This is a genomic window from Brevibacillus brevis, from assembly GCF_900637055.1.
Classification (GTDB): domain Bacteria; phylum Bacillota; class Bacilli; order Brevibacillales; family Brevibacillaceae; genus Brevibacillus; species Brevibacillus brevis.
The window spans coordinates 1-7,500 of record NZ_LR134338.1; the positions used below are offsets into that span (position 1 = coordinate 1).

Below are 7,500 nucleotides of genomic sequence, written 5' to 3' on the forward strand. Positions count from 1 at the left end.
TTGGATGCAGCGATTAGCGAACTATGGCGCAAAGTACTCGCCAAGATAGAAAAATCGCTAAGCAAACCCAGTTTTGATACCTGGCTGAAGGCGACAAAGGCAACTACATTAGAAGAGGATGCACTGATCGTCGTCGCACCAAACGACTTTGCTCGTGATTGGCTAGAAACTAGGTACGCACAACTGATTACCGATACACTATATGAAGTGACGGGTATCAATATGAAAGTAAAGTTCGTCGCGATGCAAAATCCTGATGCGGCTTTTGCCGATGAACAACCTGCCCCACGGGTGAAAATGAGCGAACCGCCAACAGTCGCGGATGACCAGCCACCCAGTATCTTAAATCCCAAATACACCTTTGACACGTTTGTCATCGGCTCAGGGAATCGATTCGCTCACGCCGCATCGCTTGCGGTTGCTGAAGCTCCTGCAAAAGCTTACAATCCCCTCTTCATTTACGGAGGAGTCGGACTTGGCAAAACCCACTTAATGCATGCAATTGGCCATTATGTCATTCAGCACAACCCATCGGCGAAAGTGGTCTATTTGTCGTCTGAGAAATTCACCAATGAATTCATCAACTCTATTCGTGACAACAAAGCCGTCGAATTCCGCAATAAATACCGGAGTGTTGACGTTCTTTTAATTGATGACATTCAGTTTTTGGCAGGCAAAGAATCGACACAAGAAGAGTTTTTCCATACGTTCAATGCTTTGCATGAAGAAAGCAAACAAATCATTATCTCCTCCGATCGACCTCCCAAGGAGATCCCGACACTGGAGGATCGCCTCCGCTCACGCTTCGAATGGGGACTGATTACTGATATTCAGCCGCCAGACCTCGAAACGCGGATTGCGATTTTGCGCAAAAAGGCGAAAGCAGAAAATCTCGATATCCCTAATGAGGTAATGGCGTACATCGCCAACCAGATCGACAGCAACATCCGCGAGCTGGAAGGCGCACTGATTCGTGTCGTTGCCTACTCCTCCTTGATTAATCGTGATATCGACACGCAGCTGGCAGCGGAAGCTCTGAAAGACATTATTCCTTCCTCCCGCCCACGCGTGATTACCATTATGGACATCCAACGAACGGTCGGAGAAGCGTTCAGCCTGAAACTCGAAGATTTCAAGGCGAAAAAACGGACAAAAACCGTCGCTTTCCCACGTCAGATTGCGATGTATCTCTCCAGAGAGCTGACGGATGCCTCCTTGCCGAAAATCGGTGATGAATTTGGCGGCCGTGACCATACGACAGTCATCCATGCCCATGAGAAAATCTCTCGTGCGCTGGCAAATGACCCTCATATGCAAACAACCATTCAGTCGCTCATTGAAAAGTTAAAAGCAAACCATTAAACCTGTGCATAACGCAAAAAGCCTATACACAACTTACCCACATGTGTATAGGCTCTCTTTTACGTAATGGACCCACATATCCACAAATCCACAGGCCCTATTACTACTTCTGTTAAAAAGATTTATCCTAATAAGTTATGATAAAGGCGCAGCCATTATGCAGATTCCAACCAAAAATAATGGCGCCGGAGAGGGAGGCTCACGTCGATGCATATTACCGTTCAGCGTGAAAAGCTGTCGAACGCCGTATCGCATGTTAGCAAAGCAGTTTCTAGCAGAACTACGATTCCAATTTTGACCGGGATTAAAATCAAAACGGATGATGAAGGTTTGACACTGACAGCAAGCGATTCTGATGTGTCTATTGAAGTTCAGATTCCGCTGGAAGAAGCGGGAGAATGGGGAGTAACGGTACATCAACCTGGTAGCATTGTGTTGACTGCACGTATTTTCAGCGAAATCGTGCGCAAGCTGCCAAGCAATGAAATCGATATTCAAGTCGATGATCGTCTCGCAACCAAAATTCGTTCCGGACAAGCTGAGTTCACCATTAACGGAATGGATGCCAGCGAATATCCGCAGCTGCCGCATCTGGAAGAAGATAAAGTCTTCAGTGTTCCCTGTGATTTACTGAAGGCAATGATTCGTCAGACTGTTTTTGGTGTTTCCACTTCCGAAATGCGTCCGATCTTGACCGGTTTGATGTGGTCGCTTGATCAAGGAAAATTGCGTTTTGTGGCAACCGACAGCCATCGCTTGGCAAGCCGTACCGCTATGGTCGAATGCCCAGAGGATCTTTCTTTCCATAACGTGGTTGTTCCGGGTAAAAGCTGCAATGAATTGGTAAAGATATTAGATGACGACCAAAATCTCGCGGATATCGTTGTTGCTGACAATCAAATTTTGGTGAAGTCCAAGCATATCCTGTTCTATTCCCGTCTCTTGGAAGGAACTTATCCGGACACGACCAGAATTATTCCACAAGGAAGCAAAACGGAGATTACTGTCAGCACCAAGGAGTTTTTGCAATCTATCGAGCGCGCTTCCTTGCTGAGCCGCGAAGGAAAATCGAACGTAGTCAAGCTCGTCACGATGCCTGATGGAACCGTCGAAATTACGTCCAATGCACCTGAGATCGGGAAAGTAACGGACATTTTGATGCCAAAAGCAATGAATGGCGAAGAACTGAAAATTTCCTTCAACGCCAAATACATGATCGATGCGCTGCGTGCAATCGATAGCGCGGAAATCAAAGCGAGCTTTAGCGGCCCGATGAGTCCATTTGTGATTCGTCCGACCGATCATGATTGGATGCTCCATTTGATTTTGCCGGTTCGTACGTACTAATTTGTTTTTACGTAAAAGAAAGGAGCCAAGCCATGCGTGAGGTTTCCATTAGCACAGACTATATTGCTCTCGGCCAATTTTTGAAGCTGGCTGAAATCATTGACACGGGGGGAATGGCCAAAGCTTTTTTGGCTGAGGTTCCGATCCAGATCAATGGAGAGCTGGACAACAGACGTGGACGCAAGCTATATCCTGGCGATGAAGTGGCGATTGAAGGCTATGGTCGCTATCAAGTGGTACGCCCCTGAGAGGAGAGCGTGATTCTTGTTTCTCAAGAACCTGTCGCTAACCAATTATCGCAACTACGAAACGATGTCCCTGTCGTTTGACGGTCCCATTCAGTTGTTTATTGGCAACAACGCTCAAGGGAAAACGAATGCTCTCGAATCGATCTATGTTTTGGCACTCGCCAAATCCCACCGAACGCCCCGCGACAAGGAGCTGATTTCCTGGGATGCCGATTATGCCACGATCCGTAGCGATGTTCTTCGTCGCTACGGTTCTGTTCGTTTAGAGCTGCAGTTGACAACCAAGGGAAAGCGGGCCAAAATCAACGGAATGGAACAGCAGAAGCTGAGCGCTTATGTGGGGGCATTGAATGTCGTCATGTTTGCACCCGAGGATCTTTCCATTGTCAAAGGCGCACCTGCCCAGCGCAGACGCTTCATCGATATGGAAATCGGTCAGGTTTCACCTACGTATCTTTATTATTTGAGCAATTACAACAAAGTACTGGCCCAGCGAAATCAGCTTTTAAAGGATTTAGCCATGAAAAAAAGTAACTCGCTGGAAATGCTGGCAATTTGGAATACCCAATTAGCCGATTTAGCGGTAAAATTGTTACGGAAGCGTTTTGAGTTCATTCGGAAGCTGGAGACGTGGGCACAGGAAATCCACACCGGCATTACCGATGGCAGGGAAAGACTTTCTCTGCATTACGTAAACTCATCGCCCGTTACAGAAGAGATGACGATAGATCAGGCTGTAGATAAAATGCTTGCTGCCTACGAAGAGGTTCGCGACCGGGAAATCATGCGGGGGAGCACCCTGATTGGGCCACACCGTGATGATTTTTCACTTAAAGTGAACAACATGGATGTGCAAACGTATGGTTCCCAGGGACAGCAACGCACCAGTGCGCTGTCCATTAAATTAGCCGAAATTGAGCTGATTAAAGAAGAAGTGGGAGAATACCCCGTTCTTTTGTTGGATGATGTCTTGTCAGAGTTGGATGAACATCGGCAAACATTGCTGCTCGAAACCATTCAGGATCGAGTACAGACGTTTGTAAGTACCACAGGTGTGGAAGGCTTAAAGCATCAGGTTCTCCAGCAAGCCTCTCGTTTTTACGTGAGGGAAGGGAAAATCTCCGGAGAAAGGTAGGGGGTACAGGGATGTTTATTCACATTGGTGGAGATACTGTGGTGAGCACGAAGGAAGTCATTTCCATTCTTGATCATCAGACTGTGAAATCCTCAAAAATCAATAAAGCGTTCTTGCTTGAAAAAAGTAAGACAGTTGTTGACCATAGCGAGGAAGAAACGAAGTCTTATGTAATCACCCAGAACGCCATTTACTGTTCACCTATTTCTTCTCTGACGCTGAAGCGACGCGCTCAGTTCGTGGACAGCTTGGATCAGTTTCCCTTTGTACAAGCTGAAGTGGAGGAGTTGACAGAGTAGTGGATCAAGTGACGACGAAAGATACAAACTACGATGCGAGTCAGATTCAGGTACTGGAAGGGTTAGAGGCAGTTCGGAAACGTCCCGGCATGTACATCGGGTCGACCAGCAGCCGAGGTTTGCATCACCTGGTATGGGAGATTGTCGACAATGCCATTGACGAGGCGCTGGCCGGTTATTGCGACGAGATCTTGGTGGTCATTCATCCAGACAACTCCGTATCTGTAACCGATAACGGTCGAGGAATCCCGACTGGCATTCATGAAAAGACCGGGAAATCCACTGTTGAAACCGTTTTGACTGTATTGCACGCCGGTGGTAAATTCGGCGGTGGCGGGTACAAAGTGTCCGGCGGTCTTCACGGGGTAGGTAGCTCGGTAGTGAACGCGTTATCTGAATGGATGGAAGTCGAGGTTAAACAAAATAACCAGGTATACTACATGCGCTTTACTGTAGGCGCACCCGATGCCGATCTTGCTGTCATAGGTGAGACCGATGAAACGGGAACAAAAGTAACCTTCAAGCCTGACCCGACTATTTTTACCGAAACAACTGTATTTGAGTACGATATTTTGCAAAAACGCATTCGCGAGCTGGCGTTCCTTAACAAAGGATTGCGCATCACGCTGAAGGATACACGTCCAGATCAGCAGAAGGAAGAGTCCTTCCACTACGAGGGCGGTATCATCCAGTTCGTAGAATACTTGAATAAAAACCGGGAAGCCCTGCATGATGATGTGATTTATTGCGAAGGAGAAAAAGAAGGTCTTGTCGTGGAGGTTGCCCTTCAGTACAACGACAGCTATGTGAGCAACATTTACTCTTTTGCCAATAACATCAACACGCATGAGGGTGGTACCCACGAAACCGGATTTAAAACGGCTCTTACACGTGTTATCAACGACTACAGCCGCAAGTTTAACTTCCTGAAGGAAAAGGATCCGAATCTTTCCGGGGACGATGTGCGTGAAGGCATTACTGCGATTATCTCCGTAAAAATTCAAGAGCCTCAGTTTGAAGGACAAACAAAAACGAAGCTGGGCAACTCAGAAGCTCGTAGCATTACCGAGTCTGTCTTCGGTGACCGTTTTAACACCTTTATGGAAGAAAACCCGGGTGTAGCCAAAAAAGTTGTGGAAAAAGCCCTCATGGCATCTCGTGCCCGTGAGGCAGCTCGTAAAGCACGTGAAATGACTCGTCGCAAGAGTGCACTGGAAGTAAGTGCTTTGCCGGGTAAACTGGCGGACTGCTCTTCCAAGGACGCATCCGAATCTGAACTGTTCATTGTAGAGGGTGACTCTGCGGGCGGTTCTGCGAAGATGGGACGCGACCGTCATTTCCAAGCCATTCTTCCTCTTCGCGGGAAGGTATTGAACGTAGAAAAAGCACGTCTGGACAAAATTCTCGGCAATAACGAGATCCGTGCCATTATTACGGCTTTGGGGACGGGTGTTGGCGAAGATTTTGATATTACAAAGGCACGCTACCACAAAGTTGTCATTATGACGGACGCCGACGTCGACGGATCGCATATTCGTACGCTTCTGCTGACGTTCTTCTTCCGCTACATGAAACAGTTGATTGAAGCGGGGTATATTTATATTGCGCAGCCGCCTCTCTACAGCATCAAGCAAGGGAAGACGCTGCATTATGCTTATACCGACAAGCAGCGTGATGAGGTACTCGCTACCTTGAAGGCTCAACCGAAGCCTAACGTCCAACGCTATAAAGGACTTGGCGAGATGAACGCGGATCAATTGTGGGAGACTACGATGGACCCAGAAGTCCGTACGTTGCTTCAGGTAGATCTCCAGGATGCTATGGATGCCGATATGGTGTTTGAGACACTGATGGGAGACGAAGTAGAGCCTCGCAGGGAGTTTATTGAACAATACGCGGCAAATGTACGCGATCTTGATATTTAATTGGAACGAAGAAAAGCTTGTCCTTTACCGGGCAAGCTTTTTCTTAATGAAAATTTGAAAACACCATTTGAAATATACGATGAACATGACTTATAATAGATTGTGCTTTTGTTGAACTAGTAATTCACAAAAAAAGTTCACCCACGCAATAAAAAAAATCAAATTTTCTATTGCAATGAATTTAAAAGTGTGATAGATTAAAGTTCCGGAAGTAATCACGGGCCTATAGCTCAGTTGGTTAGAGCGCACGCCTGATAAGCGTGAGGTCGGCTGTTCGAGTCAGCCTAGGCCCACCACTTACATAGCTGATATGACAACCGTGTCATGAAAGTGCTAGAATGGGGCTGTAGCTCAGTTGGGAGAGCGCCTGCCTTGCAAGCAGGAGGTCATCGGTTCGATCCCGTTCAGCTCCACCATTCTAAAATATGATTATTCCTCGGTAGCTCAGTTGGTAGAGCAATCGGCTGTTAACCGATCGGTCGGCGGTTCGAGTCCGTCCCGAGGAGCCATTCAAATGGCCCGTTGGTGAAGCGGTTTAACACAGCAGCCTTTCACGCTGTCATTCAGGGGTTCGAATCCCCTACGGGTCACCTAGCAAATGCCCCCAATGAAATAGCGGGGGGATTGTGGAGGCTTAGCTCAGCTGGGAGAGCATCTGCCTTACAAGCAGAGGGTCGGCGGTTCGATCCCGTCAGCCTCCACCACTTTTAACAACTGAATGTTTTACATGGAGCTGTGGTGAAGTTGGAGTTCACGCCGGTCTGTCACACCGGAGGTCGCGGGTTCGAGTCCCGTCAGCTCCGCCATTTTTCTCAAGCGATGGCGAAATAATTACGCTTGAGGCTCGGTAGCTCAGTCGGTAGAGCAGAGGACTGAAAATCCTCGTGTCGGCGGTTCGATTCCGTCCCGAGCCACCATTTATACAAAACACGCCGGTATAGCTCAATTGGTAGAGCACCTGACTTGTAATCAGGGGGTTGTGGGTTCAAGTCCTATTGCCGGCACCACTTTTTCTTTGAAAGTTGAATAAGGTTTACTTTTAAAGGACAAGCTTGGGGAGATAGTGAAGTGGCTAAACACGGCAGACTGTAAATCTGCTCCCTCCGGGTTCGGCGGTTCGAATCCGTCTCTCCCCACCATCTTTACTTCATGGCTATTGGGGTATAGCCAAGCGGTAAGGCAAC

Annotated in this window: 6 protein-coding genes and 10 tRNA genes (1 of these 16 only partly in view); all 16 read left to right on the plus strand. The window is 47.6% G+C overall.

From position 1 onward, the window contains the following. Positions 1-1,362 (plus strand): chromosomal replication initiator protein DnaA, encoded by a 1,362-nt coding sequence (gene dnaA, locus EL268_RS00005; protein WP_017246844.1) that lies wholly within the window; start codon positions 1-3, stop codon positions 1,360-1,362. Positions 1,363-1,569: 207 nt separating this feature from the next. Beyond that, a complete protein-coding gene (dnaN, locus tag EL268_RS00010; RefSeq protein WP_088910124.1) occupies positions 1,570-2,709 on the plus strand; it encodes a DNA polymerase III subunit beta in 1,140 nt (379 codons plus the stop codon). Between the two features lie 32 nt (positions 2,710-2,741). Beyond that, entirely contained in the window at positions 2,742-2,957 is a 216-nt protein-coding gene (gene yaaA / locus EL268_RS00015; protein ID WP_012683786.1) for a S4 domain-containing protein YaaA, read from the plus strand. A gap of 16 nt (positions 2,958-2,973) precedes the next feature. Beyond that, entirely contained in the window at positions 2,974-4,092 is a 1,119-nt protein-coding gene (gene recF / locus EL268_RS00020) for a DNA replication/repair protein RecF (RefSeq protein WP_012683787.1), read from the plus strand. Between the two features lie 11 nt (positions 4,093-4,103). Beyond that, positions 4,104-4,391, plus strand: a complete 288-nt coding sequence (gene remB / locus EL268_RS00025; RefSeq protein ID WP_007720118.1) for an extracellular matrix regulator RemB — start codon at positions 4,104-4,106, stop codon at positions 4,389-4,391. Next, entirely contained in the window at positions 4,391-6,316 is a 1,926-nt protein-coding gene (gene gyrB, locus EL268_RS00030) for a DNA topoisomerase (ATP-hydrolyzing) subunit B (RefSeq protein WP_106656934.1), read from the plus strand. Before remB ends, gyrB begins: the two co-directional genes overlap by 1 nt. Before the next feature lie 219 nt (positions 6,317-6,535). Next, positions 6,536-6,612, plus strand: a tRNA-Ile gene (locus EL268_RS00035). A gap of 44 nt (positions 6,613-6,656) precedes the next feature. Beyond that, a tRNA-Ala gene (locus tag EL268_RS00040) sits at positions 6,657-6,732 on the plus strand. A gap of 17 nt (positions 6,733-6,749) precedes the next feature. Next, positions 6,750-6,825, plus strand: a tRNA-Asn gene (locus EL268_RS00045). A 7-nt stretch (positions 6,826-6,832) separates the two neighbouring features. Further along, positions 6,833-6,906: transfer RNA gene (locus tag EL268_RS00050), tRNA-Glu, on the plus strand. A 38-nt stretch (positions 6,907-6,944) separates the two neighbouring features. After that, positions 6,945-7,020: transfer RNA gene (locus EL268_RS00055), tRNA-Val, on the plus strand. A 25-nt stretch (positions 7,021-7,045) separates the two neighbouring features. Then, positions 7,046-7,122: transfer RNA gene (locus EL268_RS00060), tRNA-Asp, on the plus strand. 35 nt (positions 7,123-7,157) lie between these two features. Beyond that, a tRNA-Phe gene (locus EL268_RS00065) sits at positions 7,158-7,233 on the plus strand. 14 nt (positions 7,234-7,247) lie between these two features. Further along, a tRNA-Thr gene (locus tag EL268_RS00070) sits at positions 7,248-7,323 on the plus strand. A 47-nt stretch (positions 7,324-7,370) separates the two neighbouring features. Next, a tRNA-Tyr gene (locus EL268_RS00075) sits at positions 7,371-7,455 on the plus strand. A gap of 18 nt (positions 7,456-7,473) precedes the next feature. Beyond that, positions 7,474-7,500, plus strand: a tRNA-Gln gene (locus EL268_RS00080); it runs 48 nt beyond the window's last position.